Consider the following 22323-nt stretch of genomic DNA (forward strand, 5'->3'; position numbering starts at 1 on the left):
ACCGCGCGCGGTGATGACATCGGGCGTGGTTTGTTGCCCCCCGCGGCCCCGCTTGGCCACGCGCCTGCCGCTCCGGGCAGGGACGCAGCCTCGGGACCGGACTTCCGGCCCCGGCCGCCTCAGGCGCTCATCGCTTCGCGCGACGGGAACAGCATCTCGACGAGCGTCCCCTCGTCCTTGCGGCTGGTGATCCGGAAATGGCCGTGGTTCGCCTCGACGAGCGCCTTCGTCAGCGGCAGGCCGAGCCCGGTGCCGCCGCCCCTTCGAGGCCCCGCGATCGCGGCCGTGCGGAAGGGCTCGAGCGCGCAGGCGATCTCGTCCGGGCTCATGCCGACACCGGTGTCGCGCACGCGGAGCGCGATCTCGCCGCGCTCGGCCACGGTCGTCGAGACGATGACCTGGCCGCCGGCCTCGGTGAAGCGGATCGCGTTGGCGATCACGTTGAGGGCCGCCTGGCGCATCGAGCGCTCGTCGGCCACCAGGGTGGTGAGGTCCGAGGAGAAGCTCGTGCGCAGCACGATGCGGTCGCGCGCCGCCTGCGGCTGCAGCAGCGAGACGCAGCTCGACACGAGTTCGTTGAGCGGGACCGGCCCGAAGGCGAGGTCGAGGCTGCCGGACTCGATTCGGGCGAGGTCGACGAGGTCGTTGACGAGGCCGAGCACGTGCTCGCCGGACGCGTGGATGTCGCGCAGGTAGTCCCGGTAGCGCTCCGGCACGGGGCCGAACTGCCCGTTCAGCATCACGTCGGCGAAGCCGAGAATGCCGTTCATCGGCGTGCGGATCTCGTGGCTGACCTTGGCGAGGAAACTCTCCTTCCAGGCCTCCATGGCCTCGACCTCGGCGCGGGCGCGCTCGGCGGCCGCGAGCAGCCGCTTCACGTCGGCGAGATCGCGCAGGATCGCGATGCGACGTCCGTCGGCGAGCGGCCGCGCGAGCCGGAACGAGACCGGCGCGCGGCCGCGGATCGCGACCTCGCGCGCCGGTGCGCCGGGCGCGTGGAGCGCTGCGCGCAGGTGCATTGCGCTCTCGGGCGCGAACAGGGCGAGGATCGGCTGCCCGATCGCGAAGGCCGCATCGCGGCCGAACATCCCGGCGGCCGAGCGGTTCAGGCCGAGGACGCGATCCTCCCCGTCGAGCGTGAGGATTCCGTCCTCGAACGCGTCGAGGTCGAAGGCGACGGCCTCGCCGCGCCGCGCCGGAACCGGGCTCGCGGGCGCCGACGCCTCCGCGTCCCGGACCCGCACGACGAGGGCCTCGGCGGGGACGCCCTGCCAGGGCAGCTGCCCGCGCGCGACCTCGATAGCCCGCACCCCGTCCTCGCGGGTGATCAGCCGGTCTCCGCCGGTCGTTCCTCCGGCCGGCGCATCCGCCTCGCCCGACCGGAGGATCAGGCGCGCGAGGCCACCCGAGATCGCGAAGGCGGCGACGTCCGGGAAGCCGGCAAGGGCGAGAAAGGCGGTGTTCGCGTGGAGGAGGCTGTCGTCCCGGCGGATCAGGATCGCCGCCGGCAACCCGTCGAGGAGCGCGCGGGCCTCGCCGAGACTCGAATCCGCCAGGTCGGCCTCCGCCTGCCGGCTCTCGGCGAGGCGCGAGGCGGGAAACGGCATCACGGCGGCGCCCTCGTGGGGTCGGGCGGGCTCGGTCGGCGCCTCGTCGCCGGCAAAGCGCGCGCCGAGGGCTCGGGCGATCTCCCGAAAGGCGGCATGCTCGGAGACCGAGAGCGACCGCTCGTCGGGGGCGGGCGGCGGCGCGACGGGCTCGGGGCGGCCCGCTCCGGCCCGGACAAGCAAGCGGCCGGGCCCGAGAGGGCCGCGCGCTCGCGGCCGGTCCAAACCCGGCCGAACCGGGCGACCGGCACCAGCGCCGCCAGCGACAGGGCAGCGAGGGTCGCCGCGGCCGGCACGAAGCTCGCCGCGAGCGGAGCCGCCTCCGCCACCGCCGCCGACGGGACCGGAGGGTTCTCGGAGGGCGCCTCGGCCGGCAGATCCGGCGCGGCCGGGAGGTCCGCCCGCAGACCTGGGGCGCGGATCAGGCCGAAGCCGCCATAGCCGGCGAAGGGGTGCCCGTTCCGCGCGACCGGCGCGCCGGAAAGCTCGACGCCGACCGGCTCCGGCGCCCAGTCGAGCACGATCTCGGCCGGCACGCCGCGGAACGTCTCCCGCCCGGCGAGCGCGGCGAGCAGGGCCTCGGCGGCGCGCAACCGCCCAGCCTGCGCGTGCGTCGCCCAGGATCGTCCGACGAGGTGCGGCGCAAGGGCCGCCCGCGGGCCGCCCGAAATCTCGGTGACGACGTCGCTCGCGTCGCTCCTCCAGAGGAAGCGGTCGCCGGGCCGCGGAGCCGGGGGCGGCTCCGCGACGATCTCCGGCGCAGGCGCGCGGATCTCGGGCTCGGGCGGGTCCCCGGCAGAGGCCGGCGGGTTCTCGGCCTCGGACGGGGACAGTGTGAGCGCGGGCGCCTCGGGCGCCGTCGCGGGGCGGCGGGCCGCCGGCACCGGCCCCGTTGGGACGAGGAGGAGCGCGGCCTCGCCGGTTCCGAGACGGCCGCGGGCGAGCAGGCAGGCGCTCGGCGGCGCGATCCGGCGGGGATCGAGGCGCAGGCGGACGAGGCGGGAGCCGTCCTCGGGAAGGGCGCTCCGGCGGATCTGGTCGGGCAGGGCGAGGCGCGGCAGCGCGAGGCCGTCCGGCCCGAACAGGGTCGACGCCCAGGCCTCGGCCGTCTCCGAGGCGCGGATGAGGCGGCCGCCCTCGGCGTCGAGCACGCAGAAGGCCGCGCTCCCGCCCTCCAGGTGAGGGGTGAGGCGCCCGTCCCGCGCCCAAGCCGCGAGGGCGGGAACGACCTGATCGTTCGCGAGACTGTGTTCCGGATCGGACCCGTCGTCGGTCATGCGGACCTGTCTGGCTGGAAAAATCTGCGTTACCGCACCCTCATTTGTATGTTGAACTGCCCCGGGACGGTGGACACTTCAAGCGGGCGTCACACGTTTACCTCATGTCAACCTTAATGCCCGCGGCTGAAGGCGGGCAGAGCGGATGCCATGGACGAGCGGGCATGTTATTGTGCACCGCACAATGATGCCCCGCTGATTCGGAGAGGAGACGAGAATGAGCAACACGCCGAACTACGAAGTGCCGACCGAGATGCGCGACTTCGCGGAGAAGAGCGTCGACCAGGCCCGCAAGGCGTTCGACAGCTTCATCGGCGCCGCCCGGCGTACGGCCGATACCGTGCAGGGCTCCGCCGAGACGGCACGCACCAACGCCCAGGACATCTCGAGCCGCGGCTTCGAGTACGCCGAGCAGAACGTGAACGCCGCCTTCGACCTCGCCCAGAAGCTCGTCCGCTCGCGCGACGTCCAGGAGGCGATGCAACATCAGGCCGAGTTCGTCCGCAGCCAGTTCGCCGCGATCCAGGCGCAGGCGAAGGAATTCGGCGGCCTCGCCCAGAGCGCCTTCCAGGAAGGTGCCGAGAAGGCAAAGGCGGCCATGCAGGAGGGCGCCGACCACGCTCGCAAGGCGATGGAGCAGGGCGCTGAGACAGCCCAGCAGAACGTGAAGGACGCGGAGACCGCGACCCGCAAGGCGACGTCCTGATCGAGACCGACCCGCGGATGTGAGGTCCGCGACCCGACGACCCGACGGCCCGTCCCGCACACCAGCGGGGCGGGCCGTCTCGTTTTTGCCCGCATTGCGGGGGAGGGGGCATCATGCCGCCTCAGCGGGGCGTGCCCGACCGACAGAGGATCACCGCCATGCGACCCGCCCACCGTCTCGGCCTCGCCGCCGGCCTGCTCGCCGGCCTCCTCGGAGCGCAGATCGCCGAGGCCCAGTACTACGACGACGGCTACGGCCCGCCGCCGCCCCGCCGTCCCTACCGGGAGGAGCGCCTCTCCGGTCCCGGCCCGCGCGGGGCCCGGTCGGCTACAATTGCGATGCCGTCCAGCAGGGGTTGAGCGGCCCGCAGCCCTATTCCTGCCCGCTGCCCGGCCCGCGCCCGCTCGGGGCCCGCTGCTTCTGCGACATGCCGATCGCCTCGTTCAGCACGCCTCAGACGGCGGTCGGCCGGGTCGCGCCCTGACCGGACAGGCGTAGCGCCCGCTTGAGACGAAAAGGGCCGCGCCATCAAGACGATGGCGCGGCTCCTTCAGGATTGGGATCAGCCCGCCCGGCCCGAGCCGGCTGAGGCCGAAACTCAGTTCAGGACAACGACTTTCGCGCCGACCTTCACACGCTCGTAGAGGTCGGTGACGTCCTCGTTCGTCATGCGGATGCAGCCCGAGGAGACGGCCTGGCCGATCGTGTCCGGCTCGTTGGAGCCGTGGATCCGGTACTCGGTGTTGCCGATGTACATGGCGCGGGCGCCGAGGGGGTTCTCGATGCCGCCGGCCATGTAGCGCGGCAGGTCGGGGCGGCGGGCGAGCATCGCGGCGGGCGGCGTCCAGGACGGCCATTCGCGCTTGGCCGTGATCGTCTTCGTGCCCGACCAGGTGAAGCCGGGGCGGCCGACGCCGACGCCGTAGCGGATCGCCTCGCCGTTCGGCATCACGAGATAGAGCCGGCGCTCCTGGGTCGAGACCACGATCGTACCGGGCTTGTAGGCTCCGTTGAAGGCGACGAGCTCCCGCGGGATCGGCTGGACCTGCGCCTGCGGCGCGGCCTGTACGCCCTGCCCGTAGCCGGGCTGGCCGTAGGAGTAGCCCGGCGCCTGCTGGCGCCGCGCGCCGCCGCCGAAAATGTCCGACTGCTCGGCGTAGTAGTCGTCCGCGTCGCCCCCGTAGGGATCGTACGACGAGAACGCGGCGGCCGGTCCGGCGGCAAGAACACAGACGCCGAGGAGTCCCGCGAATGCGCTGGCAAGGGTCTTCATGGTGGAGCCTACCTGTGCAGTAACCTTTGCTATACAAGCGCAAGCGTTGCCGTAGGTTCCGTGGAGGAGTGAAGATTTCCTACACGCGCCGCTTTCGCAGTCGTGCAGGGGGCCTTCTCTGGTCTGACCTGTGCGGGCGCGCGCCCCGAAAGGGGCATTACGCTACCTCTTCGGTATGAACGTCGAAGCGCACGAGCTGCGCGAACCCGAACTGCGTCGTGATCGCGACGTCGGTGGCATCCCGCCCCCGCGCCATCAGGATGCGGCCGATGCGCGGGGTGTTGTGGCGCGCGTCGAACGTGTACCAGCGCGGGCCCTCCGGCCCCTGCAGATGGACCTCGAACCAGGCCGAGAAATCCATCGGGTCCGGCACCGGAGGCACCCCGATGTCGCCGAGATACCCCGTGGCGTAGCGTGCCGGGATGTTCATGCAGCGGCAGAGCGTGATCGCCAGATGCGCGAAGTCGCGGCAGACGCCCTGCCGCTGCATGAAGCCGTCCCAAGCGGTGCGGGTCGCGTCCGCCTGCTGGTAGTCGAAGCGGATGCGCTCGTGCACGTAGTCGACGATGGCCTGGACCCGGGCCCAGCCCTCCGGCGCGGTGCCGAACAGCGACCACGCGGTCTCGGTCAGCTTGTCGGTGTCGCAGTAGCGGGAGCCAAGCAGGTAGATCAGCACGTCGTCGGACAGGTCCTGCACCGGGATCTGCCGCGCGTCGGCGGCGACGACGTCCTTCAGCCCATCATCCGAGAGCGTGAGATCCGCCGAGATCGTCAGGCGCCCGGGCGGGGCGAGGATGCGCGTGCAGGTGTTGCCGAACATGTCGGCGTAGTCGCGGCTCGGGATCGGCGGGTCGAAGCGGATCGCGTGCGGCGTCAGGAGATCCGGCAGGCGGGTCGGGTGGACGCTCAGCATCAGCAGCATCGGCGTCGGCTGGCTCGCCTCGAAGGCGATGTCGAATCCGGTCCTGATCTTCATGGCACAGCCCCCTCGCCTTGCCGGGTTAGGTCGGCGCGTCCTCGGAAAGCCGCGCGCGGGAGACCCCGCGATCAGCGGGACGCGGAGGTCTGCAGGACCGGCAGGACCGCGTGCCCCGTGTCCGCGACCCCGTCGATCTCCGCGACGTCGACCTCGACGCTCATGCCGAGATCGTCCGCAGGGAAGCCGAAGAAGGACCCGTGCAGCGGCACCGCCTGCCGGGGATCGCGGGCGACGGCGACGCGGATCAGGTCGCGGTTGCCGACGATGCCGTTCGTCGGGTCGAACTCCACCCAGCCGGCACCAGGCAGGTAGACCTGAAGCCACGCATGGGTCGAACCGCCGCCCACGTGCCGCTCCCGGTCGCCGCGGGGATTGTACAGGTAGCCGGACACGAAGCGGGCCGCCATGCCGAGCGCCCGCACCGCCTCCATCATCAGGAGCGCGAAGTCGCGGCAGCTGCCGCGCTTCGTCCGCAGAGTCTGGACCGGGTCCTGCACGCCCTGCTCGGCGCGGGCGAGATAGGTGAAGTTCTGCCGCACGCTCCGCGTCATCGCCGCCAGCAGATCCTGCGTCGGGATGCGCCCCTCGGCCGGGATGAAGCTGCGGGCGAAGGCGTCGATCGCGTGCCCGGGATCCGGGTGGTGGCGCTCGATCGAGCGGATCAGGTCCGGCATGTCCTCGGCCCCGTAGCCGAACGGATAATGCGTCGCGTGCGGCGCCAGGGGGAAGACCGGGGCGTGCTCGGGCGTGTGCTCCAGGGTGATGCCGCAGGTGAAGCGGAGCGTCCGCGCCCGTCCCGCGAAGGTCGCCACGGCGACGCAATTGCCGAACACGTCGAACATCCAGCGCAGGGCGCAGGGCTCCGGCTCGATGGCGAGGCTCGCCGCGATGAGCCGCTGATCGTAGCTGTCGCGGGGGCGGAACATGATCCGGTGCTCTCCGAACGCGACGGGCTGGCGGTAGCGGTAGGTCGTGACGTGGCGGACGGCGAGGATCGGCAAGGCGGGACGGCTCCGCGGGCATCACGGCCCGGGGCGCAGCGATGCAAGAGGTGCGCCCGCCGGCTGCCGCGGGGCGGCTCAGGTCAGGGGCGGCGGCGGGGCGCTCGAGGCGCGCTCGGCCTCGACGAGCACGTCGAGGGGCCGCCAGGGCTTCGGGATGAAGACGGCCTGCTCCGGCACGTCGGGTCGCGCCACGGCGCAGCCGGAGGTGATGACGAGGCGCGCCCGCGGCCACAGGGTGGCGACCGCGCGGGCGAGCTGCAGCCCGTCCATCTCGCCGGCGAGCCGCACGTCGGCGAAGACCAGGGCCACCTCGCCGCCGCGGGCCTGGAGCACGGCGAGGGCGGCCTCCGCGCTGTCGCAGCCGATGACGCTGAGTTCGGTCTCCTCCAGCAGCGCCTCGGCGAGGGCCCGCACCTCGGGCTCGTCCTCGACGACGAGAGCGAGGTGGGCGCTGCGGGCACCGGCGCGCGCCTCCTGGGCATCGTCCGTCCCGGGCTCGGAGGGGCTCTCGGATTGGCGGACGCGGCGCACCAGCACGGCGAGGTGCTCCGGCACGCCCTCGGCCACCAGCGTGTCGTAGAACGAGGCGAGCGTCTGGCCGATCTGGTCGAGGGGGATGCCGGGCGTCAGAGTCTCGACGGGCCGCCGCGGACGGCTCCCGCTCACCGATTCCGAGTGCTTCGTTCTCGTCACGCCGCTCCCCCGCTCAGTTTGCCGCAGCTCGACGCGGTCGCGCGGCCTCCCGTGGGGAAAAGTCGGGAAGCGGCCGCAAGTTGCGACGCTACGCCGAATCGGCGGGCCAGCCGAGACCTCTCGGCGCGCCTCCGCTCACTCCGCGGCGGTGTCCGCGTAGGCCATCACGCCGGAGACGGCGCGGACGTCGCGGTAGCGCTCGCCGCGGCTGCTCATCATCGCCTCGAACTTCTCGTGCACCTGCGACACCGAGAGGCTGACGGGCTTGCGGCGGCGTCCGGAGCCGGACGCGAAGAAGATCGAGCGGTTCGCCCGCGCCGGGCCGGGCAGGAGCTTGGCGGCGGCGGCCTTCGGCTTGTCGACGACGTTGGCCAGGAACTCCTCGGCATCGTCCGGGCCGAGGAAGTGGGCAAGGTAGACCTCGCCGAGGGAGAGCTCGCGGCCGATCCGCAGGCTGATGCGGGCGGCGTCGCGCTTCAGCATCTCGCCGGCCATCAGCGCGGAGAGGTAGGGGTCGCGGCGCAGTTCGAGGATGCGGGCGCGCTCGGCCGGGTCGCTCACGGAGGGCTTCTCGTTGCCCTCCTGCACGATGAGGCCGGCCTCCTGGGCGAGACCGTATTTGGGCCCGAAATCGCGGACCACGCCGAGCCAGGTGCGCTCGATGAACTGGTAGAGGCCGGTGGCCGAGGAGGTCTTGGCCTGGACAGCGGTGATGAAGCTCGATTCCTTGTCGGCCACCGCCATCAGCAGCACCGGGTCCGTCTGCACGGTCTGGGCCGCGCGCACGATCTTCTGGACCAGGTGGCGGCGGATCCGCATCGGTCCGAATTCGAGGATGTCGTTCGGGTCGCCGACCGCGCTCTCGGACAGGAGGTAATCGTAGGAGACCCGGTCGACCGCGTTCGAGCCGAGCTCGGTGTCGAGGTCGTGGACCGGCGCGAAGGCGGCCGATGCCGTGAGCACGGCCGGCGGCGGATCGAGGATCGGCACCGCGCTCGTCTGGACGCGCGGGCGCGGCATCACCAGCTCGGTGGCGGCCTGGGCCGAGGGCAGGGCCTGCTGCAGGCCGATCTTGGCCAGCTCGGTCCCCGAGCCGAACAGCACCGCCGAGATGCCGCCCGCGAAGAGCGCGACCGTGAGGACGGAGCGGGTGAGGGCGGGGCGGCTGCCGTGGTCGCGGGCGACCTGCGGGATCAGGGTAAGGGCGTCGGACGGGGCGGCGGGGCCCGCGCCGAAACGCGGCTTGGGGGAGGTGGTTCGTGACGATCCGACCGTGCGACCCCGCATCTGTGCGACTCAGTCCCTCTGAAACGCGCCGTTAACGACGCCCGTTAAGGGGATCTACGTTGACAGATGTGGCGACAACACGGCCGAGGTTGTGGCGAGCGCGTGGCGGGTGTGGGCAACATCCGGGCGGCGCCCGGCGCCTCACCGATAATCGGTCGGCGTCAGGCCGTGCCGGGCGATCTTGTCGTAGAGGGTCTTCCGGGGCGTCCCGAGGTGCTCGGCCGCGACGCGGACGTCGCCACCGGCCATGATCAGCTCGTCGCGGATCAGGTCCCGCTCGAAGCGGTCGACCTGCTCGGCGAGCGTCCGGCCCGCGGCACTCTCCGCCGCCGCCTCCGGCGTTCCGGCGAGTCCCAGCGCGCACCGCTCCGCGTAATGGCCGAGCTCGCGCACGTTGCCCGGCCAGGAATGGCCGAGGAGGTGCTCGCGGATCGCCGCGTCGATCGCGGGCGGCTCCCGGTTGAAGCGGGCGGCGGCGCGGGCCAGGAAGTGCTGGAACAGCAGCAGCACGTCCTCCCGCCGCTCGCGCAGCGGCGGGATCGGGATCGTGATGACGTTGAGGCGGTGGAACAGGTCGTCGCGGAAGGTTCCCTGCGCCGCCGCCTGCCCGAGATCGACCTTGGTCGCGGCCACGACCCGCATGTCGACGGGCCGGATCTCGTTGGTGCCGAGCGGCTCGACCGTGCGCTCCTGCAGGACGCGCAGGAGCTTCACTTGCAGGTTGAGCGGCATGCTCTCGATCTCGTCGAGGAAGAGCGTGCCCCCGTGCGCGTGCTCGATCCGGCCGACGCGGCGCTTGAGGGCGCCCGTGAAGGCGCCGGCCTCGTGGCCGAACAGCTCGCTCTCGACCACGGTGTCGGGCAGCGCGCCGCAATTCATGGCCACGAAGTTCTTCGGGGCGCGCCGGCTCCAGCGATGGAGCGCGCTCGCCACCACCTCCTTGCCGGACCCGGTCTCGCCGAGCACGAGCACGTCGACATCGGCGCCGGCCACGTCTCGCACGAGCCGGCGCAGGCGCACGATCTCGGGCGAGACGCCGAGGAAGGCGGGGTCGGCCTCCACCGCCTCCTCGAGCCGCGCCCGAAGGCGGCGGTTCTCCAGCGTCAGGCGGCGCCGGTCGAGGGCGCGGCGGACGGAGGCGATCAACGCCTCGGCCGGGTAGGGCTTGGCGAGGAAATCGTAGGCCCCCTCCCGCATGGCGCCGACCGCCATCGAGATGTCGCCGTGGCCGGTGATCAGGATGACGGGCAGGTCCGGGTCGGCCGCGCGGAGCGCCGCGAACAGGCCGCGCCCGTCGAGGCCGGGCAGCCGCACGTCGCTGACCACGACGCCCGGCGGGTCGGCCAGGATCGCCGCGAGCGCGGGCTCGGCGGCGTCGAACACCTCGACCGCGAAGCCGTCGAGTTCGAGGCTCTGGCGGTTCGCCCGGCGCACGTCCGCCTCGTCGTCCACGAAGACGATCCGCTCCGAACGGTCAGGGATCGTCTCGCTCACGCCGCGCTCTCCGCCGCCTGCGCGGTTGCGCGGGCGAGCTCCATCCGGAAGATCGTGCCGGCGGGCTCGTTCCCGCGGGCCGTCAGGGTGCCGCCGCAATCCTCGACGATCCCGCGGGCGATGGCGAGGCCGAGGCCGAGCCCGTCCGACTTCGTCGTGAAGAAGGCGTCGAAGACCTGCGCGCGCTGCGCCTCCGGGATGCCGCAACCGTTATCCGCCACCTCGACCGCGACCCGGCCTCCCTCCTCGCGGATCGCGAAGGCGACGCGCGGCTCCGGGCACGCCGCCACGGCGTCGAGGGCGTTCTGGAGGAGGTTGACGAGAACCTGCTCCAGGCGCGGCCCGTCGCCGAGCACCGCGAGGTCCGCGGGGGGCGTCCCGACTGCCAGCGCGATGCCCGAGGCGGCGGCGCGGCCCTCCACCAGTTCGAGGCTGTTGCGGACGATCTCGGCCAGCGCCACCGGCTCGCGGCGGCCGGAGGCGCGGCGGGCGAAGCCCTTGAGCTGGCGGGTGAGCGTCCCGATCCGGTCGGTGAGGCGGCCGATGGCGCCGACATTCTCGGCGGCGTCCTCGACGCGGCCCCGGCGGACCAGGATCGCGGTGTTGTCGGCGTAGGAGCGGATCGCCGCGAGGGGCTGGTTGATCTCGTGGGCCATGCTCGCCGCGAACTGGCCGAGGGCGGCGAGCCGCCCGGCCTGGGCGAGTTCCCGGCCGAGGCGCTCGCGCTCGGCCTCCGCGCGCGCCCGCTCCTCGGCCTCGGCGCGCAAGCGCCGGTTCGCCTCGCTCAGGGCGCGCGTGCGCTCGGCGACCCGCGCCTCCAGTTCCGCGCGCCGGGCCGCCGCCTCGCGCAGCCGCGCCCGCGTCCGCGCGCGCCGGCCGAGCAGGGTGGCGAGGCCGAGCCCGGCCAGCCCCGTGGCGAGGAGCGCGATCACCGCGCCCTGGAGCCGCTCCCGCCCGATCGCGGGCCCGACCGGGGTGAGCGCGTGGAGCCGCCACTCGGTGTCGGGCACGGCCGCGTCGTGCAGGAGGGCGCGCCACGCGGGCAGCCCGCCGCCGCCGACCCGCACCACGTCCGCCTCCCCCGCGACGGGGTGGAGCGGCAGGGCGTCGAGGGGTGCGCCGCCGAATTCCAGGCTCTCGCGGATCCGCGCCTGCTCCTCCGGCGGGACCGGCCGCAGCGCACGGAAGCGCCAGTCCGGCTCGCTCGCGACGAGCACGATGCCGCGGCCGTCCGCCATGAAGAGGCTCTCCCCGGTCTCCCGCCAGCCAGCCTCGACCGCGTCGAACTCGATCTTGACGACGACGACCCCGCTCCCGTCCGCGAGGCGCCGCGCGAGGTAGAAGCCGGGGCGCCCGCTCACAGTGCCGAGGGCGAACTGGGAGCCCGCACCCTCCGCCATGGCGCGGCGGAAATAGGGGCGGAAGGCGTAATTCTGGCCGATGAAGCTGCGCGCGGCGCCCGCATTGCTCGCCGCCACCGTCACGCCGTCGGCCCGCACCGCGTAGATCACGGCGGCGCCCGTTGCCGCCGCGACCTCGGCGAGGCGCGCGTTGACGCGGGCGAGGAGGGCGGGGTCGGCCTCCGGCCGCAGGATCGCGGCGATCTCGGGATCCGCCGCCAGCGCCCGGGGCAGGGCGGTCTGGCGCTGCATCTCCGCCCGCAGCGCGCCGACCTGCAGCGCCAGGGTCGATTGCGCCGCCCGCCCGAGATCGGCGAGCGCCGAGCGCTCGGCCACCCGCGCGCCCGCCCAAGCCGCGGCGAGCATGGCGGCCAGCGCCGCGAGCCAGAGCCAAGGGCGGGCGCTGCGGAAGGATGATGCCGGCGGCTCAGGTGCGGGTTGGCCAGCTTCGGTCACGCTTGCCCGCCCGGTGCGGATTTCCGGACAGGTCCGGGCCGGCCCGTGCGGAAGCCCGCAACGGGCGCTCCGCCGCCGCCCCGAACGACCAGAAAAATCCTTCTCATCTCAATAATTTAACAAAATCTTCACCGGGCCGTCCGGCTGGCACGGCGGTTGCCATTCCGTCCGCGTATCGCAGCCCTGCCCCGTCGGCATGACTGCAAGCCCAGAGGCCAAAAGCAAGAGCGGACGCCGCGCGCGAGCCGACTCACCCCGAAACCGTCGAACCGGAGGAGAACGCCCCATGGCCGCCGTGCCGTCACCGCTCACCGCGCCCCACGCCCCGCCCGCGCCGAAGCCGATCTACCGCACCCTGTACTTCCAGGTGCTGGTGGCGGTGGCGATCGGCATCCTGCTCGGGCATTTCTACCCGCAGCTCGGCTCCGAGATGAAGCCGCTCGGCGACGCCTTCATCAAGCTCGTGAAGATGATCATCGCGCCGGTGATCTTCCTCACCGTGGTCTCCGGCATCGCCGGCATGACGAACCTCGAGAAGGTCGGCCGGGTCGGCGGCAAGGCGCTGATCTACTTCCTCACCTTCTCGACGCTGGCGCTGATCGTCGGCCTCATCGTGGCCAACGTCCTCCAGCCGGGCCACGGCCTGCACATCGACCCGAAGTCGCTCGATCCGAAGGCGGTCGCCACCTACGCCGGCAAGGCGAAGGAGCAGAGCATCGTCGACTTCCTGATGAACATCATCCCGGCCACCGCGGTCGGCGCGTTCTCGGGCGGCGAGATCCTGCAGGTGCTGTTCTTCTCGGTGCTGTTCGGCTTCGGCCTCGCCTTCCTGGGCGAGCGCGGCAAGCCGGTCCTCGACATCATCAAGGTGATGTCCGAGGCGATCTTCGGCGTCGTCAACATCATCATGAAGGTCGCGCCGATCGGCGCCTTCGGCGCGATGGCCTTCACCATCGGCAAGTACGGCATCGCCTCGCTCGCCAACCTCGCCTACCTCGTCGGCGCCTTCTACCTGACCTCGGCGATCTTCGTGTTCCTCGTGCTCGGCGCGGTCGCCCGCTACAACGGCTTCTCGATCATCCGCCTCATCCGCTACATCAAGGAGGAGTTGCTCCTCGTCCTCGGCACCTCCTCCTCGGAATCCGCGCTGCCGTCCCTCATCGACAAGATGGAGCGGGCGGGCTGCTCGCGGCCCGTCGTCGGCCTCGTGGTCCCCACCGGCTACTCGTTCAACCTCGACGGCACCAACATCTACATGACGATGGCGGCGCTCTTCATCGCGCAGGCCACCGACACGCCGCTCTCGCTCGGCGAGCAGGCGCTCCTGCTCCTCGTGGCCATGCTCTCCTCGAAGGGGGCGGCCGGCGTCACCGGCTCCGGGTTCATCACCCTCGCCGCGACGCTCGCCGTGGTACCCTCGGTGCCCGTCGTCGGCATGGCGCTGATCCTCGGCATCGACCGCTTCATGTCGGAATGCCGCGCGCTGACGAACTTCGTCGGCAACGCGGTCGCCTGCATCGTCGTCGCCCGCTGGGAGGGCGAGGTCGACGAGGCGCGCCTGCACGAGGCGCTGGGCGGCAAGGGCCGCCCGCCCGCGCCGGCACCGGTGCTGCAGCCGGCCGAGTAATCGTCGCAGCGAGGCTCGGGGCCGCGCCCGCCGCATTGGCGGGCGCGGCCTTGCCGTGTCCGGCCCTCAGGCCGCGAGGCCGCAGGCCCTGCGCAGGCGCGCGTCCGCCCGGGCGAGGAGCTTCGCCGAGAGGTCCGCATCGCCCGCCGCGAGGGCGCGGTCGGCGGCGGTGACGTCGCGCTTGGCGAGCCAGTAGAGGACGTGGTGACGGAGCGGGCTGAAGGGCCACACGCGGTCGGTCTCCCGTGGCTGGAGACCGGAGGGAATGCAAAATTCATGCTGCGCGGCCGGGTTCAGCGCGCGCGTGGACGCGGGACGCAGACCGTCCCGGGACGTGCCCCCGCGCTCGGCTCAGAGCCAGCCCAGCGAGATGCCGGCGAGCAGCAGCAGGACCACGGCGCCGCCCGCGATCGTGCCCTGCGCCTCGTTGATCATCGGCTTATGGATGGGCGTCTTCATCTGCATGGCGGCCTCCCGGCTTCGGGGAAGTGTGCGCGCCCGCGACGCCGAAATCTCCATCAAAAGGCAGCCCGGCGCCCGCGCGGCGCCTGCCTATTCCGACGCCACGAAGATGGTGCCGAGGATGGCGAGGAGCAGGGAGCCGCCCGCGAGAAGTTCCTTCTCCTCGTCGGACATCCTCGAGATCCAACGGGCGTTGGCGAGGCAGGCGGCGATCAGCGCCAGGGCGATGATGGCCACGCCCATCAGATCCGTGAACTGAACCTCAGTGGGCATCGTCGCTCCCGGTCGGCCTCGTTGCCGCAAGCCTAACAGACGCGCCGTCTGAAGACGAGGCGCGGACCATGATCGCGATCAACGTCCGCGGTGTCAGCGGATGATCGCTGCCGGCCGGTGCGGAGGCCGCATGCGATCGTCGTCGTCGGCCGCGATATGGCCCGCCAGGACGCGCGCCGGCGTCGTGTAGACGACCCGGAACCGCTTCGGCATCGGCCCGCATCCGATGCAGACCGCGTAGTCCCACCGGCGCCAGATGCGGGTGTTGCGCGCGTCGACGTCCCGCTGCCGCCTCTGCCCGAGTTCGATGGCGCGCTTCACCTCGGCGGCCTTCTGCTCGCTTGTGAGATCGGAGGGCGGTTTGTCCGGCCGCGGCTGAGGTTTGCCTTGGGCTAGGACGGATGACGCCATTGTACAGGACAGTACGGCTACTAGACTAGAAACGCGCATCGAGGCTCCTGATCAGTCAGTGAGCACTCCCCTCGTCCATCCGCCTACGCATGTAAACTCACGAAAGTTTCACGAGCGGCCCGGCGCATCTGGATATTCCTCCCTGCCGGCCTGCACGCCAGGCGGTGGCGCCGCGCATCGAGGCGTCCCCCGCGAGATCCTCGCCCTGAAAACGGCTGGCGCTCCGCGATCGCTTGCGTCATGCTGATGCATGTTAATGCCGCGATCCGAACCGGACGGCGAACCGGGGCTGTACGTCGCCATCGGCGCATCGGGCCCGAAGGGTCTCGACGACATCCAGCGCCTGCTCGCCCGCCTGCCGCGCGATCTGCCCGCCGCCGTGCTGATCTGCGTTCACCGGCCGTTCGACAAGGTCAGCCACCTGCGGGAGATCCTGCAGCGGCACTCGCCGCTTCCGATCCATCTCGCACAGGATTGCGAGCGCCTCCTCAGCGGCCGCGGCTACATCGGGGAGCCGGACGCGCATCTCTGCCTCGCGGAACGAGGGTTATGCGGCCTGATCGCCGATCCCGAGAACCTCCACCGGAACCGCACGGTGGACGTCCTCTTCCGGTCGATCGCCGAGCACGCCCCCGGTCGCTTCATCGGTGTCGTCCTGTCGGGTGGGCTGGATGACGGCGCGCGCGGGCTGGCAGCGATTCACGAAGCGGGCGGCATGACGATGGTTCTGACGCCGCAACCCGCACCCGCGATGGGGATGCCCGAGAACGCGATCCGGTACGACGGGCCCATCGACTTCATCGGATCGCCCGAGGCGATTGCGGCCAAGATCACCGAACGCGCGCGAGAAGCAGCGCGGCCCTGCTGAGGCTTGATCGAGCGGGCCCGCTTCAAATGCCGCTGCCAACGCGCGGGCGAGGCGTTCACACACGTTGTGGCCGCGCCGGCGCGATCGGTGCAGAGATCGAGCATCGCTGGCTTAGATCTCGGGCGCCGGCGGCTGTGAGACCCGTGTGCTCCCGCCTAACGTCTGCGGAGAGCCCTATGCCGCGCTACTTCTTCGACGTCCACGACGGCGGTCCCGAATTCGACGACACCGGGACCGAGCTTGCCGGCCCGGACGAGTCCTATGCGAAGGCCAGGTCTCTCCTGCCGGACATCGCCCGGGAAGAGATCCCCCGGAACGGCGACCATCGCACCTTCACCGTTCTGGTGAAGGACGAGAACGGCCAGCCCGTCTACTCGGCGACGCTGACCTACGCGGGCATCCGGTTGCAGCGGTAGCCCGTCGCGGTCGCCCGCTACGGGGCGGGTGCTCGCCGCGCCGGCCCATGTCGAGCGCGCGCAGGCGCGCCAGAAGGACATGGGTCTGCGACAGGGTCGCGTGGAGCGCGTCCCGTTCCTGACCCACCGCGACGATCAGGCGCCGGGTCCGCTCGATCTCGGCCCGCGCCTTCTGGTCCAGCACGGGCGACGGCCGGCGCGGCTTGCGATCCGGGGCGAGAACCTCCGCGAACGGCACCTCCAACAGGAACCGGCCCGCCGCGTCCGAGATCTCGAAGGCGGAGTGCATCAGGTCGGTCCGGCTCGCCCCGGCATGCGCCAGATCGGCTGCGATCGTCGTGATGCCCTGACACACGTCGAGGTAGGCGTCCTCCAAGTTGTCGAAGGCGACACCTTCCGGATCCCATTGCAGGCCGTCGAGCGTGCGCAGATGGAAGTAGTAGCGCGGCATGTGGCGGCCTCGGCGGATCCTGATCGACAACGCAGGGGACGCCGTTGGATCGGCCTCCGCAGCCTGCGCTTCGAGGGCCCGAGCTTGCGCCGCCGCTGCCGCCGCCATCATTCACACAGGTGAAATCTCTGCCGGCCGAACACTCCTAGGCTGCCGGCACGCCCCGGAGACCGGCATGCCCCAGCACCTCATCCGCAAGCTGGAGCAGTTCGTCCAGCTCTCGCCCGAGGACAAGCTGGCGCTGGAAGCCGCGAGCCGGAAGGTGCGCCTCGTCGGCCCGCATCAGGACATCATCAGCGAGGGCGACAGCCCGGAGCATGTCAACCTGATCCTGGAGGGCTGGGCCTGCCGCTACAAGCAGCTGGAGGACGGGCGCCGGCAGATCCTCTCGTTCTTCCTGCCGGGCGACCTGTGCGACCCGCACATCTTCGTGCTGCGCGAGATGGACCACTCAATCGGGACCATCACGCCGGTGCGCCTCGCCGAGATCCCGGCCGAGACCCTCTCGGATCTTACCGATCGATATCCGCGGATCACCAAGGCGCTGTGGTGGGAGATGCTGGTCACGGTGGCGGTGCAGCGAGAATGGACGGTCAACATCGGCCAGCGCATGGGCCTGGAGCGGATCGGGCATATCCTCTGCGAGCTGTTCATCCACCTGCGCGGGGTCGGGCTGACGGACGAGAACAGCTGCCTCCTGCCGGTCACGCAGATCGATCTCGGCGACGCGACGGGCCTGTCGAATGTCCACGTCAACCGCGTGCTGCAGGAATTGCGCATGAACGGGCTGATCGTGCTGAAGGGGAAACGCCTGACGATTCCGGACCTTGAGGCGCTCCAGCGCGTATCGTTGTTCAACGTCAACTATCTGCATCTCGACCGCGAGGGCCGCCGCTTCGACGCGAACGGCCCGGTACCGCACTCGGCGTGAATGCCCGATGGGTCCCCGATGCCATGCCGATAACGACGCCCGATCCGGAACAGGCCCATGCCCGGCGCGTCTGGCTGGAGCGCGAGCACGAGCATCTCGTGCAGGCCAATCAGCTCTTGGCCGACTGGAAACGACGCGTCCTCGATCAGATGATCATCGTCGAGGATCTGCGGGCGAAGGGCTACGACACCGCACTCGCCGAGGCCCTGCTGGAAACGATGCAGCGCACGCTGGAGGAGGGGCGCCGGCATCAGCAACTCATCCTGGAAGCCCTGAGCCTCTCCCGTTGATCCTGAAGTCCGCAGCCGGTGACACGCCGTGACACCGAAGCCGGAACGGTCGTGTCCCGCCGGCGCGCCCGCGCTCAGGATCTCCGATCGGTGGCCTGCGATGGCTTCGAGATCGGTCCGGCCTCGCCGGCGTGCGAGCCCCAGATCGTCCGCTTCGAAGATGCCGTCCGTAACACGGCCTCGCAAGTCGGCCGCAATTCTGGTTCCCGACCGCGATTCTCAGGGCGCCACTCGCGAACGAAAAAGGGGCCGGCGCTACGCCAATCCCTTCAGGTCCTTGCGGAAAATCGATGGTACCACCGCCCCGGCTCGAACGGGGGACCCCCAGATCCACAATCTGGTGCTCTAACCAACTGAGCTACGGCGGCACTGGCGCGGGGTGTATCGCGGGCGTGCGGGCTTTTCAAGCGCCGCGTGATGCGCGTCCGCTGCTTGTGGATCGCGCCGACGGCAGGGCTGCCGGAGGCGGCATGGGCTTGGCCGCGGCTCCGATAGGGGCGACGTTCGTTAGAGAGCATGTCCCCATCCCCTCAGGCTGCGGCCACCGGTCCGCGCACGGATCCGAAGCCCGCGATGTCCGCCCACCGCGCCAAGCCGCGCCGCCTGCCCGGAGGCCGGCTGCTGATCCAGGCGCCCGGACGCCTCCGCGCCCTGGTGCGCGCGAGCGAGGCCGGCCTGATTGGCCTAGCGGCAATTACCGGTTGCGTCGCGGGGGTCGTCGTCTCGGCGATGAACGTCGCGACCCAGAGCCTGCGGGAGCGCCTCTACGACCTGCCCGCGGGCCTGCGGCTCAGCGCGGCCGGCGAGGTCGATCCCCTTGCACTTCTGCTCGGCCCGACCTTCGGCGGGGCGCTGCTCGGCCTCCTCATCTTCGCGGTCGGGCGCTGGCGCGGGGGGCGGAAGCGGACCGTGATCGACCCGATCGAGGCGAACGCGCTCCACGGGGGCCGGATGTCCCTGCGCGACTCCGTCTACGTCGCCCTGCAGAACGTCATCTCGAACGGCAGCGGCGCGTCGGTGGGGCTGGAAGCCGGCTACACGCAGATCTGCGCCGGCATCGCCTCGCGCCTCGGCCTCTCCTTCGAGATGCGGCGGGGCGACCTGCGCACCCTCGTCGGCTGCGGCTCGGCGGCGGCGATCGCCGCCGCCTTCGGGGCGCCGCTCACCGGCGCGTTCTACGCCTTCGAACTCATCATCGGCACCTACTCGATCGCGACGTTGACGCCCGTCGTGGTCGCGGCGCTCTGCGGAAGCGTCGTGGCGCGCACGCTCCTGCCGAGCCCGCCCCTCGTCGCCATCTCCGGGATCGAAGCGATCACCACCCGGCCGCTCACCACGGCAGATACCCTGCCGAGCCTCGCGCTGGGCCTCCTCTGCGCGGGTCTCGCCATCCTGATCATGCGGGGTGTCACGCTGGTGGAGCAGGGCGTGCGCGCCACGCGCCTGCCGCCGATCGCCGGGCCCGCAGTCGGCGGGCTCTGCGTCGGACTGCTCGCCGTCGCGATCAGCCCGCAGGTCCTGTCGGGAGGCCATGGGGCGCTCCACCTCCATCTCGCCGAAGCGCACGGTCCCGGCCTCCTCGCACTGGCGATCCTGTTCGCGGGCAAAGCCACTGCGACAGCGATCTCGATCGGCTCGGGGTTTCGCGGCGGCCTGTTCTTCGCCTCGCTGTTCCTCGGCGCCGTCGCCGGCAAGATCTTCGCCCTCATCGCGCCGGAGGTGGTGCCGGGCCTCGCCGCCTTCGGGCTGACGCCGCTCGCCTATGCGGTGATCGGCATGAGTTCGCTCGCCGTCGCGGTGATCGGCGGCCCACTCACGATGACCTTCCTGGCCCTGGAACTGACCAGCAGCTTCCCGATCGCGGGGCTCGTGCTCGTCGCGGTCATCGCCTCGTCGCTGACGGTCCGAAAGACCTTCGGCTATTCCTTCGCCACCTGGCGCTTCCACCTGCGCGGCGAGAGCATCCGCAGTGCCCACGATGTCGGCTGGATCCGCTCGCTCACGGTGGGCCGGCTGATGCGCAAGGACGTGCGGCCCGTGCCCCTCGAAACGCCGATGGCGAGCTTCCTGCGCGCGCACCCGCTGGGCTCGCCGTCACGGGTCATCGTGGTGGACGGGCAGGGGCGCTATGCGGGGATCGTCAACGTGCCGGAGGCGCACGCTGCCGCGCGCGAAGCGGAAGGCGGGGAGCCGACGCTCACCGACGTGCTGCGCTATCCGCAGGACTTCCTCACGCCCGAGATGAACGCCAAGCAGGCATCTGCCACATTCGACCGGGCGGAGAGCGAGGCGCTCGCCGTCGTCGACGGCGAGGCGGAGCGGCGGGTGATCGGCCTGCTGACCGAGAGCCACACCCTCAAGCGCTACAGCGAGGAACTCGACCGGCAACGCCTCGCCATGGTGGGCGAGGCGGTCTGATCACGGCTCAGCGCGGGCGGCGACCGACGCTGACGACGTTGCCCTCGCGGACCTGTCGTTCGGGGATTGTGTTCTGGACGAGGGTGACGATGGCGGCGGCGTCGAGGCCGGCCTCCGCGTACATCCGGTCCGGCGCGTCGTGGTCCTGATAAGCGTCCGGCAGCGTCATCGTCCGAACCCGCACCCGGCCCGTGTCCAGCACGCCCCGCGCCGACAGAAGATGCAGCACCATCGCACCGAACCCGCCGACCGACCCCTCCTCCAGCGTCACCACAACCTCGTGCGTGCCCGCCAGATCCAGCAGAAGCGCCTCGTCCAGCGGCTTGGCAAACCGCGCATCCGCCACGCTCACACCGATCCCCAACCCCTCCAGCACGTCCGCCGCCTTCACAGCCTCCGCCAGACGCGTGCCCAAGCTCACCAGCGCCACCCGCGCCCCCTCCGGACGCCGGATCACCCGGCCCCGGCCGATCGCCAGGGCCTCGCCCCGCTCCGGAAGGTCCACCCCCACCCCCTCGCCGCGCGGGTAGCGCAGCGCGATCGGGCCCGTGTCGTGCGCATGCGCCGTCGCCACCATGTGCACCAGCTCCGCCTCGTCGGCGGCCGCCATCACCGTCATGTTCGGCAGGCAGCACAGATACGCCAGGTCGAACGCCCCCGCATGCGTCGCCCCGTCCGCCCCCACCAGACCCGCCCGGTCCAGGCAGAACCGCACCGGCAGGTTCTGCAGCGCCACGTCGTGCACCACCTGGTCGTAGGCCCGCTGCAGGAAGGTCGAGTAGATCGCCACGAACGGCTTGTAGCCCTCCGTCGCCAGACCCCCCGCAAACGTCACCGCGTGCTGCTCGGCGATCCCCACGTCGAAGGTCTTGTCCGGATGCGCCTTGCCGAAAATGTCGATGCCCGTGCCCCCCGGCATCGCTGCCGTGATCGCCACAACCTTCGGGTCGGCGTCCGCCGCCTTGACCAGGCTCTCGCCAAACACCCGCGTGTAGGCCGGCGCGTTCGGCTTGGCCTTGGCCTGCACCCCGGAGACCACGTCGAACTTGACCACGCCGTGGTAGCGGTCGGCCGAGGCCTCCGCCGGCGCGTAGCCCTTGCCCTTCTGCGTCACCACATGCAGCAGGATCGGGCCCTGCTCCGAGTCGCGCACGTTCTTCAGGACCGGCAGCAGGTGGTCGAGGTTGTGACCGTCCACCGGGCCCACGTAGTAGAAGCCGAGCTCCTCAAACATCGTGCCCGAGCCCACCAGCAGGCTGCGGGCGTATTCCTCGGCCCGCGCCGCGCGCTGGTAGAGCGCCTTGGGCAACAGCTTGCCGAGCTGCTTGGCGGTCTCGCGCAAGCTCCGGTAGGTGCCCCCGAGGCCAGCCGCGCCAGATAGGCCGACATCGCCCCCACCGGCGGCGCGATCGACATGTCGTTGTCGTTGAGCACCACGATCAGGCGCGAGTGCATCGCCCCGGCGTTGTTCATGGCCTCGTAGGCCATGCCCGCCGACATCGAGCCGTCGCCGATCACCGCCACCACGTTGCGGCGCTTCGCGCTCGCGTTGGCCGCCCGGGCCGCCGCCGCGTCGAGGTCGCGCCCCACCGCCATGCCGAGCGCGGCCGAGATCGAGGTGGAGGAATGAGCCGCCCCAAACGGGTCGTAGACGCTCTCCGAGCGCTTGGTGAAGCCCGACAGCCCCCCGCCCTGGCGCAGCGTCCGGATGCGGTCGCGCCGCCCGGTCAGGATCTTGTGCGGGTAGCACTGGTGGCCCACGTCCCAGACGATGCGGTCGTCAGGCGTGTCGAAGACATGATGCAGCGCCACCGTCAGCTCGACCACGCCCAGCCCAGAGCCGAGATGACCGCCGGTCACCGAGACCGCGTCGATCATCTCCGCGCGAACCGCGTCCGCCACACCCTGCAGATCAGCCTCCGCAACACGCCGAAGCGCCGAAGGATCCACAATGCCGTCGAGAATGGACGTGTCGACCTGCGCCACTGAACCTACCTCAC

21 protein-coding genes, 1 tRNA gene and 1 pseudogene are annotated in these 22323 nt (G+C 71.4%); 8 read left to right on the forward strand and 15 right to left on the reverse strand.

Going from position 1 to position 22323, the window contains the following annotated elements; all coding sequences use genetic code 11:
* Positions 1-119: 119 nt before the first annotated feature.
* Both DK389_RS20020 and DK389_RS32625 read right to left on the reverse strand, forming a co-directional pair.
* Positions 120-1607: a PAS domain-containing sensor histidine kinase gene (locus DK389_RS20020; protein WP_236961014.1), complete on the reverse strand. Its 1488-nt coding sequence runs from the start codon at positions 1605-1607 to the stop codon at positions 120-122.
* On the reverse strand, positions 1607-2884 hold the full coding sequence (locus DK389_RS32625; protein ID WP_162560737.1) for a hypothetical protein: 1278 nt from the start codon (positions 2882-2884) through the stop codon (positions 1607-1609). The genes DK389_RS20020 and DK389_RS32625 overlap by 1 nt, the downstream gene beginning before the upstream one ends.
* Positions 2885-3101: 217 nt before the next feature.
* On the opposite strand from DK389_RS32625, the gene DK389_RS20025 reads away from it, so the two are divergent.
* Positions 3102-3590: a phasin gene (locus tag DK389_RS20025; protein WP_109892174.1), complete on the forward strand. Its 489-nt coding sequence runs from the start codon at positions 3102-3104 to the stop codon at positions 3588-3590.
* A gap of 158 nt (positions 3591-3748) precedes the next feature.
* Positions 3749-3949 carry a hypothetical protein gene (locus tag DK389_RS34390; RefSeq protein WP_162560414.1) on the forward strand — a complete coding sequence of 67 codons (201 nt, stop codon included), beginning with the start codon at positions 3749-3751 and terminating at the stop codon, positions 3947-3949.
* Positions 3950-4188: 239 nt separating this feature from the next.
* On the opposite strand, the gene DK389_RS20035 is transcribed toward DK389_RS34390, so the two are convergent.
* The 7 genes from DK389_RS20035 to DK389_RS20065 all read right to left on the reverse strand — a co-directional run bounded on the left by DK389_RS20035 (position 4189) and on the right by DK389_RS20065 (position 12176).
* Complete coding sequence (locus DK389_RS20035) at positions 4189-4863, reverse strand: L,D-transpeptidase (RefSeq protein ID WP_109892178.1); 675 nt, start codon at positions 4861-4863, stop codon at positions 4189-4191.
* A gap of 157 nt (positions 4864-5020) precedes the next feature.
* Positions 5021-5839: a transglutaminase-like domain-containing protein gene (locus DK389_RS20040; protein ID WP_109892180.1), complete on the reverse strand. Its 819-nt coding sequence runs from the start codon at positions 5837-5839 to the stop codon at positions 5021-5023.
* A 71-nt stretch (positions 5840-5910) separates the two neighbouring features.
* The gene (locus tag DK389_RS20045; RefSeq protein ID WP_109892182.1) at positions 5911-6843 is read right to left on the reverse strand and encodes a transglutaminase family protein; all 933 of its coding nucleotides are present in this window, start codon (positions 6841-6843) and stop codon (positions 5911-5913) included.
* A 78-nt stretch (positions 6844-6921) separates the two neighbouring features.
* Positions 6922-7464, reverse strand: coding sequence for a response regulator (locus DK389_RS20050; RefSeq protein ID WP_109896632.1), 543 nt, complete (start codon positions 7462-7464; stop codon positions 6922-6924).
* A 210-nt stretch (positions 7465-7674) separates the two neighbouring features.
* Positions 7675-8826, reverse strand: a complete 1152-nt coding sequence (locus DK389_RS20055; protein ID WP_109892184.1) for a transglycosylase SLT domain-containing protein — start codon at positions 8824-8826, stop codon at positions 7675-7677.
* A gap of 141 nt (positions 8827-8967) precedes the next feature.
* The gene (locus tag DK389_RS20060; RefSeq protein ID WP_418291956.1) at positions 8968-10320 is read right to left on the reverse strand and encodes a sigma-54-dependent transcriptional regulator; all 1353 of its coding nucleotides are present in this window, start codon (positions 10318-10320) and stop codon (positions 8968-8970) included.
* The gene (locus DK389_RS20065) at positions 10317-12176 is read right to left on the reverse strand and encodes a sensor histidine kinase (RefSeq protein ID WP_236960192.1); all 1860 of its coding nucleotides are present in this window, start codon (positions 12174-12176) and stop codon (positions 10317-10319) included. Before DK389_RS20065 ends, DK389_RS20060 begins: the two co-directional genes overlap by 4 nt.
* A gap of 286 nt (positions 12177-12462) precedes the next feature.
* Here DK389_RS20065 and DK389_RS20070 point away from each other — a divergent pair, with 286 nt between their 5' ends.
* On the forward strand, positions 12463-13803 hold the full coding sequence (locus tag DK389_RS20070; protein WP_109892186.1) for a dicarboxylate/amino acid:cation symporter: 1341 nt from the start codon (positions 12463-12465) through the stop codon (positions 13801-13803).
* Positions 13804-13869: 66 nt separating this feature from the next.
* Here the strand turns inward: DK389_RS20070 and DK389_RS32635 are convergent, their stop codons facing one another.
* From DK389_RS32635 to DK389_RS20080, 3 genes are all read right to left on the reverse strand, one after another.
* Entirely contained in the window at positions 13870-14034 is a 165-nt protein-coding gene (locus DK389_RS32635) for a hypothetical protein (RefSeq protein ID WP_162560738.1), read from the reverse strand.
* A 321-nt stretch (positions 14035-14355) separates the two neighbouring features.
* Positions 14356-14538 (reverse strand): hypothetical protein, encoded by a 183-nt coding sequence (locus tag DK389_RS20075; RefSeq protein WP_109892188.1) that lies wholly within the window; start codon positions 14536-14538, stop codon positions 14356-14358.
* Positions 14539-14631: 93 nt separating this feature from the next.
* Positions 14632-14859, reverse strand: coding sequence for a hypothetical protein (locus tag DK389_RS20080; protein WP_109892190.1), 228 nt, complete (start codon positions 14857-14859; stop codon positions 14632-14634).
* A 346-nt stretch (positions 14860-15205) separates the two neighbouring features.
* On the opposite strand from DK389_RS20080, the gene DK389_RS20085 reads away from it, so the two are divergent.
* Positions 15206-15817, forward strand: coding sequence for a chemotaxis protein CheB (locus tag DK389_RS20085; RefSeq protein WP_109892192.1), 612 nt, complete (start codon positions 15206-15208; stop codon positions 15815-15817).
* A 176-nt stretch (positions 15818-15993) separates the two neighbouring features.
* A complete protein-coding gene (locus DK389_RS20090) occupies positions 15994-16233 on the forward strand; it encodes a DUF6894 family protein (RefSeq protein WP_109892194.1) in 240 nt (79 codons plus the stop codon).
* Here DK389_RS20090 and DK389_RS32640 read toward each other — a convergent pair.
* Positions 16151-16684, reverse strand: a complete 534-nt coding sequence (locus DK389_RS32640; RefSeq protein ID WP_162560739.1) for a DUF6894 family protein — start codon at positions 16682-16684, stop codon at positions 16151-16153. The genes DK389_RS20090 and DK389_RS32640 overlap by 83 nt on opposite strands.
* A 175-nt stretch (positions 16685-16859) precedes the next feature.
* Here DK389_RS32640 and DK389_RS20100 point away from each other — a divergent pair, with 175 nt between their 5' ends.
* Complete coding sequence (locus DK389_RS20100; RefSeq protein WP_109892198.1) at positions 16860-17615, forward strand: Crp/Fnr family transcriptional regulator; 756 nt, start codon at positions 16860-16862, stop codon at positions 17613-17615.
* A gap of 23 nt (positions 17616-17638) precedes the next feature.
* Positions 17639-17905 (forward strand): hypothetical protein, encoded by a 267-nt coding sequence (locus DK389_RS20105; RefSeq protein WP_109892200.1) that lies wholly within the window; start codon positions 17639-17641, stop codon positions 17903-17905.
* Positions 17906-18196: 291 nt separating this feature from the next.
* Here the strand turns inward: DK389_RS20105 and DK389_RS20110 are convergent.
* Positions 18197-18273, reverse strand: a tRNA-His gene (locus DK389_RS20110).
* 205 nt (positions 18274-18478) lie between these two features.
* Between DK389_RS20110 and DK389_RS20115 the strand changes: the two genes are divergently transcribed.
* Positions 18479-20323 carry a chloride channel protein gene (locus DK389_RS20115; RefSeq protein ID WP_109892202.1) on the forward strand — a complete coding sequence of 615 codons (1845 nt, stop codon included), beginning with the start codon at positions 18479-18481 and terminating at the stop codon, positions 20321-20323.
* Between the two features lie 7 nt (positions 20324-20330).
* Here DK389_RS20115 and dxs read toward each other — a convergent pair.
* A pseudogene (dxs, locus tag DK389_RS20120) lies at positions 20331-22309 on the reverse strand (1-deoxy-D-xylulose-5-phosphate synthase).
* Between the last annotated feature and the right edge of the window lie 14 nt (positions 22310-22323).

This window comes from Methylobacterium durans (assembly GCF_003173715.1).
GTDB lineage: Bacteria > Pseudomonadota > Alphaproteobacteria > Rhizobiales > Beijerinckiaceae > Methylobacterium > Methylobacterium durans.